Raw genomic sequence first — 20,187 nt, 5'->3', positions numbered from 1 at the left:
AGCTCTGGTTACAGCGTGGCTAGGCGGCGCAACTCATCGACAGCCGCGGCCTTATCCGCCTGCTTGTAAATGGCGGATCCCGCCACAAAGGCATCACATCCGGCTTCTGCGGACTGGCGGATGGTTTCGGCAGAAATGCCACCGTCGATCTCAATGAGAACATCAAGACCGCGTTCATCAATAACCTGGCGCAAGGTGCGGACTTTGTCGAGTTGCTCAGGCATGAAGCTTTGACCGCCAAAGCCCGGCTCCACGGACATGACGAGAACCTCGTCGAAGTGCTCCAAAGAATCCAACCACGGTTCAATCGGGGTGCCCGGCTTGATGGAGAATCCTGCACGCACACCGAGATCACGGATCTTCTGCGCGAGCGCTAGCGCTGCGTCCTTATCGGCGACAGCCTCAACGTGGAAAATGATGCAATCAGCGCCCGCCTTAGCGTAGGTATCTACCCACTTCTCCGGCTCCTCAATCATGAGGTGCACGTCAAGGGTTTGCGTCGTGATGCCGTCCACGGTGGCGGTGATGTCCGGGCCGAAAGACAAGTTGGGGACGAAATGACCATCCATAATGTCAACGTGGATCCAGTCCGCGTTGGCTACTGCGCGGACTTCGTCACCAAGTTGGGTAAAGTCGGCGGCCAGAATGGACGGGGCAATGATGGGACCAGACTTTTCTGCAGACATGTCACTCAGCCTAGTCCCTTCGTCCCCTCTAGTCCGCTAGTCGGCGAAGGACTGCGAAAAACATGGCGTCGGTGCCATGACGATGCGGCCACAACTGCGCGGAGAGTTCGCTGCCCACATTGCCCATGTCCGGCAGAAGTTGGCGCGCATCGAGCTCTTCAATGCGCAACGCTGCCCCCTCGCCATGCTGGGCGACGGCCGCGTCGACAATCTCGCGGGTTTCGCGCAGGTCTGGCGAACACGTCGAATAGACCACAACGCCGCCCGGGCGAACCAGGTTGAGTGCAGATTCGAGAAGCTCTGCCTGCAGTGAGGTGAGGTCCTTAATATCGGACTCAGACTTGCGCCATCGAGCTTCTGGTCGGCGACGCAGGGCTCCGAGACCGGAACAGGGGGCGTCGACAAGAACGCGGTCATACCCTGGCTCGAGGCCGGGCGAGCGGCCATCGGCCGTATGCACCCGCACCGGTAGATCCCTCGCGGTCTTTTCGACGAGCTTTACTCGGTGCGGGGAGACCTCGATGGCGTCGACAGTAGCGCTGTCGATTCGGGCAATCGCCCCCATGAGCGCAGCCTTGCCACCTGGTCCGGCACAGAGATCCAGCCAACGGCCGGTGTCATCACCAATCAAGGGAGCTTCCGTGACTGCGCGTGCAATAAGCTGCGAACCTTCATCCTGTACCGCCGCCATGCCTTGGCGCACGGGTTCCAGGGAACCGGGGTCACCGTGTTCCAAATACACCGCGTACGGCGAATACTGGCCTTCCTCACAGCCGGTCATGAGCGCGAGCTCTTCTGCCGTTATCTCCCCTGGACGTGCTACGAGGTGCACGATGGGCCGCTGGGAATCAGCCTCAAGCGCTTTCTCCAACTCCTCCGAGTCACCTAAAGCTCGCGCAAAAGAGCTCGCAATCCACTCAGGATGGGCGTGGCGGAAGGCTAGGGCGGCAATCTCGCCGCGCGGTGTCAGCTGTTCGAGCCACTCCTCTGCCGGAGTGCGCGTGATGGTGCGCATGATGCCATTGGCAAAACCTTTGGCCTTCTCGTGGTCAGCTGCCTCGACGAGGCGCACGGTGGTATCGACGGCTGCATGTGCCTCCACACGGGTATAGAGCACCTGGTACGTACCCAAACGAAGTGCAGTCAGCACCTCCGGCGCCATCGCGTCGAGCCCGCGGGAAGCACATGTCGCGATAACCGCATCAAGCACGCCTTCGGTACGCAGGGTCCCGTAGGTAAGTTCTGTAGCAAACGCCGCATCGCGTCCAGTGAGTTTGTTCGCGCTGAGCGCCTTGGGCAGTGTGAGGTTGGCAAAGGCGTCATCGGCAGCCACGCGACGCAATACGTCGAATGCCACCGCGCGCGGGACATCGACACCGCTGCGGCGCGCGGCTTGAATCAGCGAGTCTGTGGGGCGAACGCGAGCATTTCGGCGCCCCGCGGCGGTGCCTCGATTGTTGTGGCGCGTGGAGGCACGCTTTTGCGTGCCTCCATGACGCTTTTTGTCGTGGTTCTTCTTTCCGCGATCAGCGGGGTCACCGGACTTGCTGCGAGATCTGAAGCCTCCGCTCACGAGAAGGTCACCTCATCCTGTTCATCCTTGGCCATCTGGCTGCTCAATCCCCTGCCCCAATCGGCGGCGTTCATCATCTTCTTTCCTGGTGGCTGAACTTGTCCCAGGCGCACTGCGGTGCTGCCCGTGCCGACGAGGACCTCCTTTTTTCCTACTCGGACCTCGCCTGGGCGCAACGCAGACGCGCCCGATTCACCATCAGCCAGGCTGATAGGGCCGACCTTAAGGCGGGACTCGCCCAGCAGCGTCCATGCACCTGGACCTGGAGTGTGAGCGCGGATGTGGCGGTCGATGACGTCGGCAGGCGCTGCCCACTCAATCCGGGCATCCTCAGTAGCAATCTTGTGCGCGTACGTCGCTTCCCCTTCCTGCGGCTGCGGGGAAATGCTGCCGTCCTCGAGGCCATCCATCGTCTCCACGAGAAGGTCCGCCCCTGCGTAGGCAAGGCGTGTGAGCAGATCATCTGCGGTATCGGTGGGCTGGATGCGCTGCTCCAAGGTGGCAAGGATGTCACCGGTATCTAGCCCCTTGTCGATGCGGAAGGTAGAAGCACCAGTGACCTCATCGCCGGCCGCAATGGAGGCTTGTACCGGGGCCGCGCCGCGCCATGAGGGAAGCAAGGAGAAGTGCAGATTCACCCAACCGTGGGTCGGAACGTGGAGAAGGTCTTCAGTAATGAGGTTGCCATAAGCCACGACGGGGATAGCCTCGGGAGAAAGCTCGGCGAGACGTGCGCGGAGAGCATCGCCGTCCTCAGTCCCCGGCTTCAGCGTGGTTGGTGTCAGCACCTCAATGCCATGTTTCTCTGCCAGAACCTTGACCGGACTCGGGTGAAGGGTGCGTCCACGACCGCGGCGGGCATCTGGGCGGGTAATGACGGCAGCGACCTCGTGACGGGAAGCAATGAGCTTCTCCAGCGCCACAACGGCTGGCTCGGGGGTTCCGGCGAAAATGATGCGCACTGTAAGACTCGTACCTTTCTAGTAAACGTATAGGGTTCGCGAATGCGGATGTGTATTACGCGTTAAACCAGTCTGATTCTCGGATGGTCTTCATAGATTCCTTCCGTAGCTCTCTACTCAAGCGCTGCAGGAAAAGCACGCCGTCAAGGTGGTCGGTCTCGTGCTGAATACACCGCGCCATAAGGCCTGACGCCACCATCGCCAAGGGCCGTCCTGAGGGATCGGAGCCGCGCACTCGGACCGTGTTGTAGCGCTCAGTTGGCTGCGAGATGCCCGGGATGGACAAACAGCCCTCGGTTCCTAGCTGGGTATCCTCCCCAATGGCGTCCCATTCTGGATTGACAATGGCCCCACGAAGCCCATCTTGATAATGCGAGCAATCGAAGACAAAGATGCGCTTGGTCAGGCCAATTTGGTTAGCAGCAAGGCCGACTCCACCGGCATCCTCCATCGTCTCAAGCATGTCTTGAGCGAGGCGCTCGAGGGATGGCCCGAACTCGGTAATCTCCTCGGCACGGGTATTCAGGACGGGATCGCCATATAGGCGAACCTCGCGCACAGTCATGGTGAGTACTCCTCGTCGTTGGGATGTTCTTGACCGACAATAGTTCACCGCGCACCATCCGCGCCGACGAGGTACCCCTCGTGCGTGCTGCCTAACCAATGTTGATGGGATCGACGGCGATACGTAGCGGCAACACATCTTTGCGTGCACTGCGCACCGCGTTCGCGGTACGCAACCTCACTCCAAGTTCCGAACGCGGCCCTAGAGGGGTGCGCAAGAGCAAGCGCTGAGGCTCGCCGCCGCGCTCACGGTCATAGTCGCCCGGCAGACTCACACCAGGCGGCAAGGGCACGGGGCCGAGAAGCTCAGCATGTTCCGGGAGCTCTACCAGCTCAAGGAAGGAAGCCAAGGAAGCATCAGCGCCGTCGATAGCTGCCATATGCACTGCGGGTGGGAAACGCACCTCCCGACGTGCATGCAACTCTGCGGCAGCAGCGCCCACCATGTCCCAGTTCATAAAGAAACCCACGAGTGGTAGCTGTTCGTCAGCCGCCACAATGACCGCACCACCGGCTTCCGCTGGGCAGACGAGACTCGCCGCAGCAGCCCACTTAGCCAGAGTATCTTCCGTTGCGCGCAGATCCTGGCGGCCCAATAGCGCACCAGTCTCCACGAGTAATGCTGCACCATAATGACCGTTGTCCGCCACATAAGGTTCCGCACCGGGTGTTGCAATAACGAGAGCCGGCCCTTGTGGGATCTCATCGACCACCTTCGAACCACCCGACAGAATAATACGAGTCTGGGGGAAGGCGCGGCCTAGCTCCTCCGCTGTGCGCTCGGACCCCAGCACGATGGCGCGCAGACGCGGTGAGCCGCACTCGGAACAGCGATAGTGTGTGTCCACTCGCCCACACCAACGGCAGGTAGGCAAAGACGCCGACTGGGAGTTGGTACTTCCGGCGGCGGGAAGACCCAGCGGGCCGTTGCAGTGCCGGCAGCGCGCCGGGGAAGAGCACTGCCCGCAGGCAAGGATTGGTGCGTAACCTTTACGCGGCACTTGAACGAGGACAGGCTCGCCACGGTCGAGGGCAGCTCGCGTGGCCTGGAAAGCTGGACCAGAAACCGAGGTGGTTCCTCCCTGCATGTGCCTAGCGAGTTGTACTCCGAAGGCACCTACCGGGACGATGTCAGGGCGGGAGGCTTTAAGCGCCTCTTCTGTGGGGACGAGGTTGTGGGCCCACCCAGACTCCACTAAGAGCTGAACCTCAGCGGTACGCGAATGACCAGCCACAATGAAGCTGCAGCCTTCGTGTGCAGAACGCGTACTGAGTACCTCGCGAGCATGGACGTAGGGCTTAAGGTTATCCACGAGGTTATCGTCACCATCATTGAGGATGACCGCAAGCTGTAAGTCTTTGACAGAAGCAAAAGCCGCCGAACGCGTTCCAATGACAATGCGGGATTGACCAGTCAGCGCAGAAAGGTAGCGCCGATAGCGCGCCTGGGGGCCAGTGCTGTGAGCAAGCACAGTAACCTGTTTGGCGGAGACATACTGACGGAAGGCCTTTTCCAACCGGTCGAGGTCACGCTGGTCAGGAACGACCATGAGCACTCCCCCGCCCTTGATCGCCACGCTCGTGCCGAGAGCTGCGAGTGCTTCAGCCCAATCTGCGCCAGGCGCTATTTGCCAGGCAGCACGAGCGATGTGCCCAGCTAGAACCGAGTCAACGAAGGACTCACCATATTCATACCGTGACCACGCAGAAAGATCTGGGTGCTCAATGCTGCCTAACTCTTCCCACGGCGTCTCAAGATCGGCTTCTTCCGCCTTCGCATGACGTGCCGGAATAGCCGTACGAATAATGTCAGAACGCACCCCGCCATAACGGGCTGCTAGAGAATCCACTAATGCTGACATGACGGGCGTATATACCGCGTACGGCGAAATGACTCGGTCAATATAGCGCAGCGATCCCTCAAATTCTGAATCACTACCGCGGGCGAGAAGGATGGCGTCAACCAGCCGCCCGTTAAAGCGGATGCGCACGCGAACACCCGGTTGCGCTGCCTCTGAATCTGCCTCATCAATGAGGTAATCAAAGGCACGGTCCAGGTGTGCTACCCCCAACAAAGGCAACACCCGCCCGACCGGTTGATGGGCGGCGGGTGTCTTCTTGGGCATGGTGCCCGATTCTACAGGCCGGCAGCGCGGCGTAGTTCTTCAGCGCGGGAGGTGTCCTCCCACGGGAGGTCGACGTCGGTTCGGCCGAAGTGGCCGTAGGCGGCAGTCGCACTGTAGAGCGGGCGCAGCAGGTCCAAATCGCGGATGATGACAGCCGGTCGAAGGTCAAAGACCTTGTTGACAGCGGCCTGGATGGCTCCGTCGGTCAACCCGTTCTTAGCAGTGCCAAAAGCCTCGACGTACAGGCCTACCGGCTTCGCACGACCGATGGCATAGGCCACCTGAACTTCGGCGCGGTCAGCAAGACCGGCAGCCACGATGTTCTTAGCCACCCAGCGCATTGCGTAGGCAGCAGAACGGTCCACCTTGCTTGGGTCCTTGCCGGAGAACGCGCCGCCGCCGTGGCGGGCCATGCCGCCATAGGTATCGACGATAATCTTGCGGCCGGTCAGACCGGCATCACCCATGGGCCCACCCAAGATGAAGGAACCAGACGGGTTGATGAGCAGTTCGGTGTCATCGGTGTAGTACTTGCCCAACTCGGCATCATCGATAACCCATTCCACCACGTGCGTACGCAGTTGTTCAGTGAGCCATTCCTGCGTAACGTCCGGATCGTGTTGGGTAGAGATCACAATGGTTTCCAGACGGGTCGGTACATCGTCCTCGTCGTAGGCAAAGGTTACCTGAGTTTTACCATCGGGACGCAGGGAGGGAATAATTCCTTCCTTACGCACCTGGGTCAGACGGCGGGATAGGCGGTGAGCCGTGGAAATCGGCAGCGGCATAAACTCAGGCGTCTCGTTAGTGGCATAGCCGAACATGAGGCCTTGATCGCCGGCACCGTACTGGTCATCATCCTCATAGTCACCGGAACGAACTTCGGTGGAGGCATCCACACCGGCGCCGATCTCCTGAGACTGCTCACCGATGGCGACGTTGACGCCGCAGGTACGGCCATCGAAGCCCACATCAGACGAGGTGAATCCGATGTCCACGAGAGTCTTGCGAACAATCTGTGGGATTTCGACATAGCCGGAGGTGCGGACCTCGCCCACGACATGGACCTGGCCCGTGGTCACCATCGTTTCGACGGCGACGTGGGCATCGGGGTCGACCTCCAGTAGGGCGTCAAGAATGGCGTCCGAGATCGCATCACAAATCTTATCCGGATGACCTTCTGTCACGGATTCGCTGGTGAAGAGGCGTACTGCCTGGGTAGCTGATTCAGTCACACATTGTCCTTAAGCTAGTTCCGCGCGCCGTGGGATGGGTTGAGAGGCTGGTACGTAGATCCCAGCGTGAAGTAGCGGCGCGTTGACACCAGCCCATCGTAGACCAAGCGGTCTACAGCTGCAAGAATGACCGCTACACCGGAAGTATTTCATTCACTGCATCAAGAATCTGCGCCGCCACTACTTGTTTGCTGCCGTGCTCCACCACTACCGGCTCAGCATTGCGCCGAAAGATCCACCCCGCGCTAGTGGGTTGTCCAAAGACCTTGCCTTCGCCCACTTCATTGGCCATAAGGACATCGCAGCCCTTCCGGTGAAACTTCTGCTGGGCGTACTCAAGAACGCTTGTGTTGTCATCGCCGGTTTCGGCAGCGAAGCCTACAATGACGGCGTCTTTGTTGAGTTCTCCACCGTCGCGTCGCTTCACGAGGCCTTTGAGGATATCCGGGTTCTCCACGAGCTCGAGTCGCGCTAAATCCTCGTCAGCAGCGCCTTTTTTCATCTTGGAATCGGCCACGTGTGCTGGGCGATAGTCCGCTACCGCGGCGGCCATAATGACGATATCGGCATCTGCGGAATGCTCGTTCATGGCAGCCTCCATATCGCGTGTTGAGGTCACGCGTACTACGTCGGCACCGGAGGGAACAGGAAGATCCTCAGTAGCTCCCGCAACGATTGTGACATCAGCCCCGCGCTGTGCGGCAATCTCCGCTAATGCAAAACCTTGGCGGCCCGATGAACGGTTACCAAGGAACCGTACTGGATCCAGATTCTCCTGGGTGCCACCGGCGGAAACGACAACCTTGCGGCCTTGCCAGTCGAAAGGAACCTGATGGCCGTCCATGACGGTACGTGCAAATTCGGCGATCTGGTTCGGCTCCGGCAGCCGTCCAGCACCAGTGTCCTTACCAGTAAGACGTCCGTGTGCGGGTTCCATAACGGTAATCCCACGGCGGCGCAGCGTTGCCACGTTGTCTTGTGTTGCCGGATTCAGCCACATCTCAGTATGCATCGCGGGAACTACGATGACCGGGCATGTCGCCACGAGTACGGATGCAGTGAGCAAATCATCCGCACGGCCACAGGCTAGCCGTGCAATGAGATCCGCCGTTGCTGGCGCGATAACGACGGCATCTGCTTGCTGGCCCAAAGCCACATGCTGAACTTCATCCACCGCATCAAACACAGAAGTCGAGACCGGGTTGCCTGATAGAGCCTCGAAGGTGGCCGCGCCGACAAAATTCAGGGCAGATTCAGTAGGTATGACGCGAACATCATCGCCTTGCTCTTTGAAGTCACGAATGAGGTGGCAGGCTTTGTATGCGGCGATGCCGCCGGCGACACCGACAAGGATGCGACGGTGGGCACTGGTCATGTCTGGGGTTTCCTGTACGTCCTTCACCCGGACGATGTTACCCAAGACGCAGGAAACCCACCCATGCTTCCTTCAAGATGCATGGGTGGGTATCGAAGACAACTCACTGTGTTCAATCGCCCGGCGGTGAATCCCCCGGCCCGGCAGGCCAAGAAGCCACGAGACACAGTCAGTCGACGCGTTAACCCGCGTAGAGCCTAGTTGCCTTCCTCGTGGTCGAGGAGACCGGCCTCGATCTCACGCAGGGCGATGGACAGCGGCTTCTCACCCGGCTCCGGGGTCACCAGCGGTCCAACGAACTCGAAGACGCCTTCGTCTTGTTCCTGGTAGTAGCTGTTAATCTGACGCGCTCGCTTCGCGGCGAAGATCACCAGTGCGTACTTGGAAGAGACCTTATCCAGCAGCTCATCAATCGGCGGGTCAGTAATACCCGTTGGCGGATCGAAAACTGGCTCAGGCTTTACGGCCTCAGAATTAGCAGGTGTGGTCACGTTGGTCACATGCACCTTTACTGTTGGTAGATGGTCAAAATCTTGGTCTATCCACGCAGGATAGCACTAATAGCAGTTACGGCCTCATCGAGTTCATTGTTAACTACGACGTGGTCGAACTCCTTTTGCGCGGCAAGCTCCGTCTCTGCAGTCTGCAGTCTGCGGTCGATGACATCCTGGGGTTCCGTTCCCCGCCCGGTCAGGCGCTCAACGAGAACATCCCATGAGGGTGGGGCAAGAAACACGGTTTCTGCCTCCGGCATCGCCGCCTTGACGTTGCGGGCGCCTGCAAGATCAACCTCCACCAACACCGGACGGCCAGCCTGCAAAGCTTCCTGGACCGGCTGTGCCGGCGTGCCGGAACGCTGCAAGCCGCCGTGGATTTCTGCCCATTCGAGCATGTCTCCGGCGTCGATACGTTCCTGGAAGTCCTCCGGGGTGACGAAGAAATAGTCAACCCCGTCGGTCTCGCCAGGACGGGGTTGGCGCGTCGTCATAGAGACGCTGAAGTAGAGGTTGTCGACATCGTCGCGCAGGCGCGAAACCACAGTGGACTTACCCACTGCAGACGGCCCGGCCAGTACAACCAGGCGTCCGCGTGCAGTTTCGTCAGCCATTGCGCTATTTACTCGCTGTAGCCGAAACGCTCGAGCAGGGCGCGACGCTGACGGTCACCCAGACCACGCAGGCGGCGGGTCTGAGCAATCTCCAGGTCCTCCATGATTTCCTTAGCCTTGACCTTGCCCACCTTCGGCAGGGCCTCGAGGAGAGCGGAGACCTTGGTCTTGCCGATGATCTCATCGGTCTCAGCCTTCTCCAGAACGTCCTGCAGGTTGGTCTCGCCGCGCTTCAGCGCAGCCTTGAGCTCAGCACGAGCCTTGCGGGCCTCAGCGGCCTTTGCGAGAGCTTCCTTGCGCTGCTCATCAGTCAACTTGGGAAGGGCCACGGGTTTCCTCCGATTTCATTAGTGTGAACATTTTCGTCTGATGGCTGGCACCAGAATCTCGGTCCTCAGGGGCATGATTTCCCCAGCGGGAGATAGCTTTTGCTACCTCCACGAACCGACTTCTGGCAATCCTAGCACTGGTCTGTACGCGATGACGTAACCCGGTCCCCTTCTTTTAAAGGTTCCTGCACGTCAACGCACATGCCTTAAACAAAATACCAGGTAAACGGCGCGCTCGTTAATTGGGCACGCCGTTAACTTAATCTCGGAACTCTGCCGCCGTCTCTATTACCGCTTTCCGCAGGTCATCGACCTTCGGGCCGCACGAAAGAATTGCGCGTGACACGTTGGCAAAGCCTAACTCCGGCGCTGCCTTGGTCAGCGCTCGAACATCTGCAGGCGTAGCTCCCTGAGCACCCACGCCCGGCAAAAGAACCGGACCGTTCAATTGGTCTAACTCTGGCGGAGTGTCGAGCGTTGCTCCTACAACGACGCCCAGAGCACCGACGCTCGGCTCATTACCGTCGCCTTGAGTGGCCACCGCTGCGTTGCGTTCTGCCAGCTCATCAACGACGCGCTGGGCTACACTACGGCCTTCGACGCTCAACGATTGCAGGGCCTTCGCTTCTGGGTTGGACGTTGCCGCTAGGACAAACACTCCCCGACCCGAATACTCGGCCACATCAAAGACCGGGCTGAGTGCACCGACGCCGAGGTACGGGGAGACGGTCACCGCATCTGCACGCAACGGGGAGTCCTCCCCCAGCCACGCTTCGGCATAACCAGCCATAGTGGAGCCGATATCGCCACGCTTGGCATCGGCCAGGCTGAGGCAACCGCCCTCACGCAAAGCAGCCAAAGCTTCCTCCAGCACCGCGAAGCCCTGGGAGCCACAGCGCTCGAAGAAAGCTACCTGCGGCTTGACCATGGCAGCGGTATCCACGAAGGCTTCCACACAGGTCATGGTGAAGGTACGAAGACCGTCAACGTCAGCAGACAGTCCCCAGGCCTCAAGCAGGTGCGGGTGCGGGTCAATGCCGACGCACAGCCGTCCACGCTCGCGGCCAGCGGCAACGGCTTTCTCGCCGAAGGTCACCGTAGATTTAGTTGGCTGGGGCATGCTCAAGCTCCTGGAGTGCGCGAACCTTCAGGTCGCCTCGACGCAGGGCCTCGATGCCCTGCACTGCTGCGGTCACGCCCTGAACAGTGGTCACGAGCGGCACGCCGACAGACACTGCAGCGGCACGAATGTCGTAGCCATCGTGGCGAGCGCCGGCGGAGCCAGCTGGCGTGTTAAGGATGAGATCAACTTTGCCGCCAAGGATGGCATCAACGATGGACTCCTGGCCGTCCCCAGCCTCAGACACCTTGGTAGCTACCTCGCACTCCACACCATTGCGGCGCAGCATCTGCGCCGTACCGTCAGTAGCGACGATAGTGTAGCCCATGTAGGCCAAGCGTTGAATCGGGAAAATCAGTGTGCGCTTATCGCGGTTAGCCACAGACACGAAGACGGTTCCTTCGGTCGGCAGTTCACCGAACGCGGCCATCTCGCCCTTGGCGTAGGCAGCGCCGAAGTTATCGGCCAGACCCATGACCTCACCAGTGGACTTCATCTCAGGCGACAGCAAAGTATCCAGCAAACGGCCGTCTGGACGACGGAAACGGTTGAACGGTAGAACCGCTTCCTTTACCGCGATCGGGTGCTCGAGCGGAAGGGAGCCGCCGTCGTAATTAGTCGGGATAATGCCGTCCTCCCGCAGCTGTGCAATGGAATCACCAAGCATGACGCGTGCAGCGGCCTTGGCCAGCGGTACGCCCGTAGCCTTAGACACGAACGGCACCGTGCGAGAAGCACGCGGGTTGGCTTCGATGACGTAGAGGGTGTCGTCCTTCAGTGCGTACTGAACGTTCATGAGGCCCTTGACGCCGATTCCGTGAGCAAGGCGGCGCGTGGACTCACGCACCTTGTCAATATCCTGCGGGCCGAGCGTCATCGGCGGGAGTGCACACGACGAGTCACCGGAGTGAATACCGGCTTCCTCAATGTGCTCCATCACGCCGCCAAGGTAGACTTCCTCGCCATCGCAGAGTGCATCGACGTCGATCTCAATAGCGTTGTCGAGGAAGCGGTCCACCAGTACCGGGTGATCCGCGGTGATTTCAGTTGCGCGCTCAATGTAGTCGCGCAGGGAGTCCTCATCGTAGACAATCTCCATTCCACGGCCGCCCAAGACGTAGGACGGGCGGACTAACACCGGGTAGCCGATACCTGCGGCAACCTGGCGTGCCTCGTCGAATGACGTTGCGGTACCAAACGCTGGGGCTGGAAGCTCAGCTTCCGCAAGGACCTTGCCGAACTCACCACGGTCTTCTGCCAAGTCAATGGCGGCAGCGGAGGTACCGACGACCGGGACACCGGCAGCGGTGAGGCGCTCTGCCAGACCCAGCGGAGTCTGGCCACCCAGCTGAACGATGACACCGGCAACCTCGCCGGACTGGGCTTCTGCGTGGTAGACCTCCATGACGTCCTCGAAGGTCAGCGGCTCGAAGTAGAGGCGATCGGCGGTGTCATAGTCCGTAGAAACCGTCTCCGGATTGCAGTTGACCATGACGGTCTCGTAGCCCTCACGGGAGAGCTCCAGTGCGGCGTGGACGCAAGAGTAGTCAAACTCGATGCCCTGGCCGATGCGGTTTGGGCCAGAGCCCAAGATGATGACCTTTCCCTTGGAACCGTCCGCGCTCGGGCGGACCTCGGACTCGGCGTTGGGATCCAGCTCATAGGTGCTGTAGTGGTACGGGGTCTGAGCTTCGAACTCACCAGCACAAGTATCGACCGTTTTGTAGACCGGACGAATACCCAGGGACCAGCGCAGGGAACGTACGCCGTCTTCGCCAGCGAACTCCGGACGCAGCGCGGCAATCTGGGCATCAGACAGGCCGAAGACCTTAGCGCGGCGCAGGAGCTCAGCATCGAGCACCGGTGCCTCAACGAGTTCGGTGCGGAACTGAACAAGTGCCTCAAGCTCCGCGAGGAACCAGGGGTCAACGTTCGAGTGTTCGTACAGCTGTTCCACGGTGGCGCCGAGGCGGAAGGCCAGCTCGATATCGTACATGCGGCCTTCAGTCGGGCGTTCCAGATCCTTGAGCACAGCGTCAAGATCGGTTGCGCGCTCGCCGGCGAAGTACTCGTCCGGCTGGGTCCAGAATCCGGCAGGCTTGCCCTCCAGGGAACGCATGACCTTGTTGAGGCCCGAGATGTAGTTGCGGCCAATGCCCATGGCCTCGCCCACGGACTTCATTGTCGTGGTCAAGGTGTCGTCAGCACCCGGGAATTTCTCAAAGGCAAAGCGCGGGGCCTTGACAATGACGTAGTCCAGCGTCGGCTCGAAGGCTGCCGGCGTCACGCCGGTAATGTCGTTGCGAACCTCATCAAGGGCGTAGCCGATGGCCAGCTTGGCGGCCAGCTTGGCGATGGGGAAACCGGTGGCCTTGGAGGCCAGCGCGGAGGAACGGGATACACGTGGGTTCATCTCAATGGTGATGATGCGGCCGTCATCCGGGTTCACAGCAAACTGGATGTTGCAGCCGCCGGTGTCAACGCCAACCTCGCGGATAATGGCAATACCCTGGTCCCGCATCTTCTGGTACTCGCGGTCCGTCAAGGTCAGGGCTGGGGCCACGGTCACGGAGTCACCAGTGTGAACGCCAAGCGCGTCGACGTTTTCGATGGAAGCGATGACCACGACATTGTCGTCGCCGTCTCGCATGAGCTCTAGCTCGAATTCCTTCCACCCCAGGATGGACTCTTCGATAAGAACGTTGGCTTCCGGGGACGCTGCCAAGCCGCCACCAGCAATGCGCTCGAGGTCTTCTTCGTTGAAAGCAAGACCGGAACCCAAGCCACCCATGGTGAAAGACGGGCGCACCACTACCGGCAGTCCGAGTTCCGCTACGGTCTCATGGACCTCCTCCATCGTGTGGCATACGCGGGAACGAGCGGATTCACCGCCGATGGAGGCGACGATGTCCTTGAATTTCTGACGGTCCTCACCGCGTTCGATCGCGTCAATATCGGCACCGATGAGCTCGATGTCGTACTTCTTCAGGATGCCCAGGCGGTCCAACTGGACCGCGGCGTTGAGGGCGGTCTGGCCACCTAAGGTTGCCAGAACAGCGTCGATGGGGTGGCCTTCCTCCTTTTCTTTGAGGAGGATCTTTTCAATGAATTCTGGCTCGATGGGCTCGACATAGGTGTGGTCGGCGAACTCGGGGTCCGTCATGATGGTGGCCGGATTGGAGTTAACCAGCGTTACGCGCAGGCCCTCTTCCTTGAGGACACGGCAGGCCTGGGTACCGGAGTAATCGAACTCACAAGCCTGACCGATGACAATCGGACCGGAGCCGATAACCAGGACGTGATTGATGTCGTTGCGCTTTGGCATAAGTTTCTTCTTCCTTTTCCTGGTTGCGGTTTACTTGTTCGGGGACTTCTCGGCCATGAGCTCGATGAACTGGTCAAAGAGCGGGTTCGCATCGTGCGGACCGGCGGCAGATTCGGGGTGATACTGCACGGAGTAGGCCATGCCGTTCTTGAGGGCAACGCCTTCGATGGTGTTGTCGTTGAGGCACGTGTGGGAAACCACTGCCGGACCGAAGTCGGTATCGAACTCCTCGCCGGCGGGGTCTTCCTTGCCGGACGGGCTGGCTAGAGCAAAGCCATGGTTCTGGGAGGTGATGTCGATCTTGCCAGTGAGCTGGTTGCGCACCGGTACATTGATGCCGCGGTGGCCAAACTTCAACTTGTACGTGTCCATGCCCAGCGCACGTCCGAGGATCTGGTTTCCAAAGCAGATACCAAAGAACGGGTACTCGGCTGCAAGGATGTCGCGGACGATACCCACCATGACGTCTGCGGTCGCTGGATCGCCCGGGCCATTGGAAACGAAGACGCCATCTGGGTTGTACTGCTTGATCTCCTCGAACGGGGTATTTGCAGGTACCACGATGGTCTCGATACCGCGCTGCGCAAAGTTGTTCGGCGTCGCGGTCTTGATACCCATGTCATAGGCCACGACGGTGAAGCGCTTCTCCCCGACTGCCTCAATCGTGTACGGCTTGTCGGTGGTTACTTCGTCGGAGAGGTCAAGCCCCGCCATGGAGGCCTGGTTCTTGACCTCGTCGAGCAGCTCCTCGACGTCCCGCTCTGCTGCTTCACCGGAGAAGATACCGGCCTTGATAGAGCCGTGATTGCGCAGGTGGCGGACCAGAGTGCGGGTATCGATACCGCCGATGCCGATGATGCCCTGCTTCTCCATTTCCTCCGGCAGGGATCGCTCCGCGCGCCAGTTGGAAACGCGGCGGGAAAGGTCACGTATCACGAGGCCAGCGACCCATATCTGGTTGTCATGGGACTCGTTGTCTTCATCATTCCAACCGGTGTTACCAATCTGCGGTGCGGCGGTCACCACAATCTGGCGGTGGTAAGACGGATCCGTCATCGTTTCCTGGTAGCCGGTCATGGCAGTGGTAAACACGGCCTCTCCCAAGGTAGTGCCGGTAGCACCGAAGCCGAAGCCGCGGAAGGTACGGCCATCAGCCAAAACCAGGATGGCTGGAATAGGTTTCGTGCCGGAACGCGCCTCACTGGTCGAGGTTGCGGTAGAAGTCTCTGTGGAAGTCACGGTGTGTGGTGGCCTTTCGAATAGAAAGCGTTGGTTGCTCGTGGTGTCTGTATTCATTGTCCCGTTTATTCGGCGGTGAGGTCGTAGGTCACCGCTCCGCGCAGGATGGTGTGCGTAACGCGTACGCCAAATTCCTCGCCCTCGTAAGGATTGTTCTCGGACTTAGAAGCTAAGCGCGTGGAGTCAGAGACCCACGGGTGCTCCGGATCGACGATGGTGAGGTTGGCCGGCTCGCCTTCGGCAATGGGGCGACCGTGGCCGGGCAGGCGGGTAATTTCGGCCGGGCGCTCGGACATGACGCGGGCGACGAAGCGCCAATCCGCCAAGCCGGTGGCAACAAAAAGCTTGGCGATGACGGCCAGGGAGGACTCCAAGCCCAACATTCCGGGCTTGGCGTTTTCAAACTCCACGCACTTATCCTCGCTGCCGTGCGGGGCGTGGTCGGTAGCCACGACGTCGATAAGCCCGTCCAGCAAAGCTTGGCGTAGCGCTAAGGTATCGCTCTCCTCGCGCAGCGGCGGGTTGACACGAAAGACACCGTCATAGGACACCAGTTTGTCATCCGTCATGAGCAGGTGATGCGGAGTAACCTCCGCGGTCAGCGGGATATCCTGCTCCTTCGCCCACTTGAGCAGCTCCACGGTTCCCTTCGTCGAAGCATGGCAGATGTGCATGCGGTTGCCGTAGTCACGAGCAAGGAGTGCATCGCGCGCGACGATGGACTCCTCAGCCACGCGCGGCCAGCCACGCAGGCCCAAACGCGCGGCGACCTCACCTTCATTGGCGCAGGCCCCTTGAGTCATCCGGTGATCCTCAGCATGCTGGGCCAAGAGGACATCGAGGCCCTTGGCGTATTCCAACGCACGGCGCATAAGCTGCGGGTCCTCAACGCACTTGCCGTCATCGGAGAACATACGCACCTTGGCATCGGAGCGGGCCATCATGCCAAACTCCGTAAGGGTCTTGCCTTCGAGGCCCTTGGTGATGGAGCCGACCGGGTGGACATCGCACAGGCCCAGCTTCTGGGACTTTGCCCATACGGACTCGGCGATAATCGGCTGGTCAGTCACCGGAGTGGTATTCGCCATGGTGAATACTGCTGTGAAACCACCTTTGGCAGCAGCGCGGGAGCCGGTCTCAATGGTTTCAGTGTCCTCGCGACCAGGCTCACGCAGGTGGACGTGCATGTCTACCAGGCCCGGCAACAGGATGTTGCCGCCAGCGTCAATGGTGCGGTCTGGGGTGGTGTTGCCGGACTCATTGCCCGTGGCCCCCGCCGCGTCGGCCCCAGCACCGATCGAGGCGATAACGCCGTCTTTGATGAGGACGTCCGTGGGTTCGCCCTCACCGTAGGGACGCACGTTGGTGATGAGAAGGGTGCCCGCCGCTGGGGCGGAGAGCACGCCGGTGTCGGGATAAGTAGTCATATCTAGGTATCTCCTCGTCTAGATTCCGGCGTTCTCGCCATTAGTAAGCAGGGTAAACAAAGTAGCCATGCGCACGTGGACGCCGTTGTTGACCTGCTGGAGCACAGCCGAGTTAGCGAAGTCTGCGACGGCGTAGTTAATTTCCATGCCGCGGACCATGGGGCCTGGGTGCATGATGATGGCGTCCTTCTTCATTGCCGCGGCACGGTCCTTGGACAAGCCATACAGCGTCGCGTATTCGCGGTGCGAAGGGAAGAAGCCGCCATTCATGCGCTCGGCTTGAACGCGCAGCATCATGACCACATCCGAGGTGGGAACCTCAGCATCGAAATCGTGGGATACCCGTACCGGCCAGTTCTCCACGCCGAAGGGCAGCAATGTGGGTGGCGCTACCAAGGTGACGTCAGCACCCAAGGTGGTCAACAAATCCACGTTAGAGCGCACCACGCGAGAGTGCAGGCAGTCACCCACGATGGTGACCTTCAGTCCTTCAAAGCCGGTACCAGAGCCGGAACGTTCGGTGTCAAGGCCTAGGCGTTGGCGCATCGTGGTGGCGTCGAGAAGCGCCTGCGTTGGGTGTTGGTGTGCCCCGTCACCGGCGTTGATAACACTCGGTCCCTGACCTCCTGGGGCTACCCAGCTGGCCAGCTGCTGTGCTGCACCCGAAGAAGGATGACGGATGATGATCGCATCAGCACCAATAGCGGTCAGCGTCAAGCCCGTGTCCTTGAGTGATTCGCCCTTCTTGACTGACGAGCTGGACGCGGAGAGATTAATAACGTCTGCAGACATCCATTTGCCGGCAGTTTCAAAGGAAGAACGCGTGCGCGTGGAATTCTCGTAGAACAAAGTGAACACGGTGCGGCCGCGCAGGGTCGGAAGCTTCTTGACCTCGCGGCCGTTGAGCGCTTCACGGAAGCGGTCCGCCTCATCCATGAGGGCCAAGATTTCAGCAGCGCTCAAATCAGCGATATTAATGAGGTGTTTCATTTAGTCCTCCTTGCCGGACTCGGCCGATGCGGATGATCGAGTGAGCACTACGGCATCGCGGCCGTCGATGTCGGCGTTGTAGACGGTGACGTCCTCGTCACGCGCGGTGGGGATGTTCTTGCCCACATAATCCGCGCGGATAGGAACTTGGCGGTGGCCGCGGTCCACGAGGACGGCGAGCTGAATAATATCGGGACGGCCAATATCGGCGAGGGCATCGAGCGCAGCGCGAATGGTGCGGCCAGAATAGAGCACATCATCCACGAGAATGACGGTGGCGCCATTGATGCCGCCATCGGGAACCGTGGTGGGCTTGAGCGCGCGATGCGGGCGCGAATACAGGTCATCACGGTACAAGGTGATATCAAGGGAACCCCAGGGAACCTCCACCCCAGAGAATTCCTCGATCTTGTCAGCGAGGCGCTGTGCTAGCGGCACGCCACCAGAGGGAATGCCCAAGAGCACGACCCGAGGAGAATCACTCGAATCAAGCGCAGTTTTTTCAATGATCTGGTGCGCGATGCGTGCGACGGTACGCGCGACGTCGGACGAGCTCAATAGCTCATTGGACTCCGCGTGAATGTCGGTTTCACTCATCGTGACCTCCTTCCCCGCCTCACAGTGCGGTCTTTAAAGGATGTCGGACAAGGGTTACTTAGACTGTCTATGCTTGAAAGCCAGCACTAACCATAGCACTTTTCCCTTGCTCTTTTGAAGGCTCGCGCTGAGCTTTCTTACCCCCAATCACCGTGAGGCAGGTCTTTACACAGTGAGTTTCACCACCCAGCACGTTGTTCCAGCACCGCGCGAGGAGGTGTGGCAATGGCACGAGCGCCCCGGAGCGCTGACAAGGCTCAACGCACCGTTTGGATTCATGACCCCTCTGCAACAAGCGCAATCTCTGGCCACTGGCACCTCAGTGTTGGGACTGCCGGGCGGACTGAAGTGGGTTGCGCGCCATGACTTAGCTGGATACCAGCCACAGAAGTCCTTCCGAGACGTGTGCATCAACGCGCCGTTCCGCGCAGTAGCCCATTGGCGCCACGAGCACCTCTTTGCGGACCACCCCGAGGGCACGCTCATTACGGACAAGGTGGATACCCGCATCCCCACCGCAGTGATTGAGTCCATGTTTGCCTACCGTCAGCATCAGCTCGTGGAGGATTTCCGTTTCAAGCAGCGCTTGGGTGTGCTGAATGATAAGCCATTAACGGTGGCTCTTACTGGCTCGCACGGCACGGTGGGAAAGGCAGTGTCCGCGCAGCTAAGCACACTGGGCCACTCCGTCATCCCGCTGGTTCGTTCCAACCCGGCGGCCGGCGAGCGTCTGTGGCGTCCTCAACTTCCCGCCAAGGATCTCCTTGAGGGCGTCGACGTCCTCATTCACCTCGCCGGCGAGCCCATCTTTGGGCGTTTTAACTCCTCTCACAAGGAAGCTATTCGGGATTCCCGCGTCGGACCAACCCACTTGCTCGCACACGTTGCCGCCACTACGGATTCTGTGCGCGCCATGGTATGCGCCTCCGCCATTGGGTTCTACGGCCCCGACCGCGGCGATGAAGAACTTACCGAGAACTCTGAGCGCGGTGAAGGTTTCCTTGCCGATGTCGTCGAAGCATGGGAAAACGCCTGCGCACCAATCCGCGATGCCGGCAAGCGCTTGGTGAATATGCGCACAGGCATTGTGCAAGCAGGAAACGGCGGCATGCTCCCACTGCTGCGTGCGGTGTTTTCTACCGGCCTCGGCGGCGCGTTTGGCAAGGGGGACATCTGGTACAGCTGGGTGGCCCAGGATGATCTTCAGGACATGTATGTTCGCGCCGCCCTCGACCCGGAGTGGGAAGGGCCCATTAATGCTGTTTCCCCCACCCCGGTTCACAATCGCGACTATGTCGACGCTTTGGGTCGTAGACTGCACCGCCCCACCGTTATTCCTATCCCTAGCCTGGGCCCCGCCCTGCTTCTTGGCAAAGAAGGCGCCCGAGAATTGGCACTAGCCAACCAGAAGGTAGTCCCCGCCAAATTGGAAGAATTGGGCCATGTTTTCCGCTATCCCGAGGTGAGCCAAGCTCTGGCGCACGAGCTGGGCGGCGAGGAACTCTTCCAGACCCCCTAGGACGTACCCGGC

17 protein-coding genes are annotated in these 20,187 nt (G+C 60.1%); 1 reads left to right on the top strand and 16 read right to left on the bottom strand.

Features of this window, described 5'->3' with window-relative positions:
- Positions 1–8: 8 nt before the first annotated feature.
- The 16 genes from rpe to pyrR all read right to left on the bottom strand — a co-directional run bounded on the left by rpe (position 9) and on the right by pyrR (position 18,656).
- A complete protein-coding gene (gene rpe / locus HMPREF2875_RS05780; protein WP_070671137.1) occupies positions 9–686 on the bottom strand; it encodes a ribulose-phosphate 3-epimerase in 678 nt (225 codons plus the stop codon).
- Between the two features lie 28 nt (positions 687–714).
- Positions 715–2,259 carry an RsmB/NOP family class I SAM-dependent RNA methyltransferase gene (locus HMPREF2875_RS05775; RefSeq protein ID WP_070671135.1) on the bottom strand — a complete coding sequence of 515 codons (1,545 nt, stop codon included), beginning with the start codon at positions 2,257–2,259 and terminating at the stop codon, positions 715–717.
- On the bottom strand, positions 2,256–3,221 hold the full coding sequence (gene fmt, locus HMPREF2875_RS05770; protein WP_070671133.1) for a methionyl-tRNA formyltransferase: 966 nt from the start codon (positions 3,219–3,221) through the stop codon (positions 2,256–2,258). Before fmt ends, HMPREF2875_RS05775 begins: the two co-directional genes overlap by 4 nt.
- A gap of 55 nt (positions 3,222–3,276) precedes the next feature.
- Positions 3,277–3,786, bottom strand: a complete 510-nt coding sequence (gene def, locus HMPREF2875_RS05765; RefSeq protein WP_070671131.1) for a peptide deformylase — start codon at positions 3,784–3,786, stop codon at positions 3,277–3,279.
- Positions 3,787–3,877: 91 nt separating this feature from the next.
- The gene (locus tag HMPREF2875_RS05760; RefSeq protein ID WP_070671129.1) at positions 3,878–5,911 is read right to left on the bottom strand and encodes a primosomal protein N'; all 2,034 of its coding nucleotides are present in this window, start codon (positions 5,909–5,911) and stop codon (positions 3,878–3,880) included.
- An 11-nt stretch (positions 5,912–5,922) separates the two neighbouring features.
- Positions 5,923–7,146 (bottom strand): methionine adenosyltransferase, encoded by a 1,224-nt coding sequence (gene metK, locus HMPREF2875_RS05755; protein ID WP_070671127.1) that lies wholly within the window; start codon positions 7,144–7,146, stop codon positions 5,923–5,925.
- Between the two features lie 133 nt (positions 7,147–7,279).
- On the bottom strand, positions 7,280–8,521 hold the full coding sequence (gene coaBC, locus HMPREF2875_RS05750) for a bifunctional phosphopantothenoylcysteine decarboxylase/phosphopantothenate--cysteine ligase CoaBC (RefSeq protein ID WP_070671125.1): 1,242 nt from the start codon (positions 8,519–8,521) through the stop codon (positions 7,280–7,282).
- 197 nt (positions 8,522–8,718) lie between these two features.
- Complete coding sequence (rpoZ, locus tag HMPREF2875_RS05745) at positions 8,719–9,021, bottom strand: DNA-directed RNA polymerase subunit omega (protein ID WP_039675212.1); 303 nt, start codon at positions 9,019–9,021, stop codon at positions 8,719–8,721.
- Positions 9,022–9,059: 38 nt separating this feature from the next.
- A complete protein-coding gene (gene gmk, locus HMPREF2875_RS05740; RefSeq protein ID WP_070671123.1) occupies positions 9,060–9,629 on the bottom strand; it encodes a guanylate kinase in 570 nt (189 codons plus the stop codon).
- Between the two features lie 8 nt (positions 9,630–9,637).
- On the bottom strand, positions 9,638–9,958 hold the full coding sequence (gene mihF / locus HMPREF2875_RS05735; RefSeq protein ID WP_070671121.1) for an integration host factor, actinobacterial type: 321 nt from the start codon (positions 9,956–9,958) through the stop codon (positions 9,638–9,640).
- Between the two features lie 259 nt (positions 9,959–10,217).
- On the bottom strand, positions 10,218–11,078 hold the full coding sequence (pyrF, locus tag HMPREF2875_RS05730) for an orotidine-5'-phosphate decarboxylase (RefSeq protein WP_070671119.1): 861 nt from the start codon (positions 11,076–11,078) through the stop codon (positions 10,218–10,220).
- Positions 11,062–14,403, bottom strand: coding sequence for a carbamoyl-phosphate synthase large subunit (gene carB, locus HMPREF2875_RS05725; RefSeq protein ID WP_070671118.1), 3,342 nt, complete (start codon positions 14,401–14,403; stop codon positions 11,062–11,064). The genes pyrF and carB overlap by 17 nt, the downstream gene beginning before the upstream one ends.
- A 30-nt stretch (positions 14,404–14,433) precedes the next feature.
- Entirely contained in the window at positions 14,434–15,642 is a 1,209-nt protein-coding gene (gene carA, locus HMPREF2875_RS05720; RefSeq protein WP_371327556.1) for a glutamine-hydrolyzing carbamoyl-phosphate synthase small subunit, read from the bottom strand.
- A 65-nt stretch (positions 15,643–15,707) separates the two neighbouring features.
- The gene (locus HMPREF2875_RS05715) at positions 15,708–17,069 is read right to left on the bottom strand and encodes a dihydroorotase (RefSeq protein WP_070671116.1); all 1,362 of its coding nucleotides are present in this window, start codon (positions 17,067–17,069) and stop codon (positions 15,708–15,710) included.
- A gap of 18 nt (positions 17,070–17,087) precedes the next feature.
- On the bottom strand, positions 17,088–18,059 hold the full coding sequence (locus HMPREF2875_RS05710; protein WP_070671113.1) for an aspartate carbamoyltransferase catalytic subunit: 972 nt from the start codon (positions 18,057–18,059) through the stop codon (positions 17,088–17,090).
- Positions 18,060–18,656, bottom strand: coding sequence for a bifunctional pyr operon transcriptional regulator/uracil phosphoribosyltransferase PyrR (gene pyrR / locus HMPREF2875_RS05705; RefSeq protein ID WP_070671111.1), 597 nt, complete (start codon positions 18,654–18,656; stop codon positions 18,060–18,062).
- A 172-nt stretch (positions 18,657–18,828) separates the two neighbouring features.
- Here pyrR and HMPREF2875_RS05700 point away from each other — a divergent pair, with 172 nt between their 5' ends.
- Positions 18,829–20,175 (top strand): TIGR01777 family oxidoreductase, encoded by a 1,347-nt coding sequence (locus HMPREF2875_RS05700; protein WP_070671109.1) that lies wholly within the window; start codon positions 18,829–18,831, stop codon positions 20,173–20,175.
- Positions 20,176–20,187 lie beyond the last annotated feature (12 nt).

Source organism: Corynebacterium sp. HMSC078H07 (genome assembly GCF_001812805.1).
GTDB lineage: Bacteria > Actinomycetota > Actinomycetes > Mycobacteriales > Mycobacteriaceae > Corynebacterium.
Note: the sequence above shows the minus strand (reverse complement) of the source record. Positions and strands in the feature narration are given on the sequence as shown.

Excerpts from the sequence above, each read along its gene's own strand:
- HMPREF2875_RS05715 (WP_070671116.1), bottom strand. The coding sequence starts at position 17,069 with ATGACTACTTATCCCGACACCGGCGTGCTCTCCGCCCCAGCGGCGGGC.
- HMPREF2875_RS05710 (WP_070671113.1), bottom strand. The coding sequence starts at position 18,059 with ATGAAACACCTCATTAATATCGCTGATTTGAGCGCTGCTGAAATCTTG.
- def (WP_070671131.1), bottom strand. The coding sequence starts at position 3,786 with ATGACTGTGCGCGAGGTTCGCCTATATGGCGATCCCGTCCTGAATACC.
- HMPREF2875_RS05760 (WP_070671129.1), bottom strand. The coding sequence starts at position 5,911 with ATGCCCAAGAAGACACCCGCCGCCCATCAACCGGTCGGGCGGGTGTTG.
- pyrR (WP_070671111.1), bottom strand. The coding sequence starts at position 18,656 with ATGAGTGAAACCGACATTCACGCGGAGTCCAATGAGCTATTGAGCTCG.
- coaBC (WP_070671125.1), bottom strand. The coding sequence starts at position 8,521 with ATGACCAGTGCCCACCGTCGCATCCTTGTCGGTGTCGCCGGCGGCATC.
- carB (WP_070671118.1), bottom strand. The coding sequence starts at position 14,403 with ATGCCAAAGCGCAACGACATCAATCACGTCCTGGTTATCGGCTCCGGT.
- rpe (WP_070671137.1), bottom strand. The coding sequence starts at position 686 with ATGTCTGCAGAAAAGTCTGGTCCCATCATTGCCCCGTCCATTCTGGCC.
- gmk (WP_070671123.1), bottom strand. The coding sequence starts at position 9,629 with ATGGCTGACGAAACTGCACGCGGACGCCTGGTTGTACTGGCCGGGCCG.
- pyrF (WP_070671119.1), bottom strand. The coding sequence starts at position 11,078 with ATGCCCCAGCCAACTAAATCTACGGTGACCTTCGGCGAGAAAGCCGTT.